The 1,249-nt window shown below is 66.1% G+C and carries 1 protein-coding gene; it reads left to right on the top strand.

The features are described from left to right. Positions 1 to 9: 9 nt before the first annotated feature. Positions 10 to 1,242: an IS30 family transposase gene (locus M8316_RS20325; protein ID WP_372490617.1), complete on the top strand. Its 1,233-nt coding sequence runs from the start codon at positions 10 to 12 to the stop codon at positions 1,240 to 1,242. The last annotated feature ends 7 nt before the right edge of the window (positions 1,243 to 1,249 follow it).

Here is a 1,249-nt window from a genome sequence, read left to right on the forward strand (position 1 = left end):
CTTGGGTTCATGCGGTGGTCGCAACACCTAGCCCTGGAGGGGTGTATGGGTGTCGGAGGCCGGCCGCGGGTACGGCGGAGCGTCGAGAGAGCTTTCTGGGAGCTGGTTCCTGAGCATCGGTCCTGGCTTGATGCCGGAGCGGCGCTTGGAGTGTCGGATCGGATCGTGCTGCGTTGGTTGACCGAGTCTGGCGGCGTGAAACCGAGACTGGTGGAGCCGTCCAGGTCGTTGAGCTATGCGGAGCGGTGCCGCATCGAGGCGCTGCATGCCGCGAAGGTCCGTCCCGCAGAGATCGCGAGGAGGTTGGGGCGTCACCGGTCGACGATCACGCGGGAGCTGGCCCGCAACGCCACCGCTCGGGGTCCGAAAGACAACTACGGTGCGGTCAACGCACAGAGCAAGGCCGACCGGCGTGCTCGGCGTCCCAAGCCCGCGAAGTTGGCCACCAGCCTGCGGCTGCGGCACGAGGTGCAAGATCGACTGGGACAGAACCACAGCCCCGAGCAGATCGCCCGGCGACTGCGTGAGGACTTCCCCGACGATGCGGAGATGCGGGTGTCGCACGAGACGATCTATCAGTCGTTGTACGTGCAGTCCCGAGGCGGACTGAAGCGAGAACTTGCCCGCCACCTGCGCACCGGCCGCACGCTACGCAAACCCCACCGCCAGCCAGATCAGCGCCGGCAGCGGTTCGCGGGGATGGTGATGATCAGCGAACGGCCTCCTGAGGTCGAGGATCGCGCGGTCCCGGGGCACTGGGAAGGTGATCTGATCCTCGGATCCACTCAGTCAGGGTCCGCGGTCGGGACGCTGGTCGAGCGCAGCACCCGGTTCGTGATGCTGCTGCACCTGCCGGGCGGCCACACCGCCGACATAGTCCAGGAAGCGATGGTGGCGAAGATGGCCATGCTGCCCGAGCAGCTACGTCGATCACTGACCTGGGACCAGGGCTCGGAGATGGCTCACCATGTCCAGATCGCGGAGGCCACTGGACTGTCGATCTACTTCTGCGATCCACACTCGCCTTGGCAGCGGGGCAGCAACGAGAACACCAACGGCCTGCTGCGCCAGTACCTCCCCAAGGGCGAGGACCTCTCGTTCTACGGACCCGGGATGCTCGATCAGATCGCCGCCGAGCTCAACGCCCGTCCTCGCAAGACACTGAAGTGGCGCACCCCCGCGGAGGAACTCGACGCACTACTGTCGGGCGAGTCAGATCCACCTGTTGCGACGACAGGCTGAATCCACC

The organism is Nocardioides bruguierae (assembly GCF_023554635.1).
Lineage (GTDB): Bacteria > Actinomycetota > Actinomycetes > Propionibacteriales > Nocardioidaceae > Nocardioides > Nocardioides bruguierae.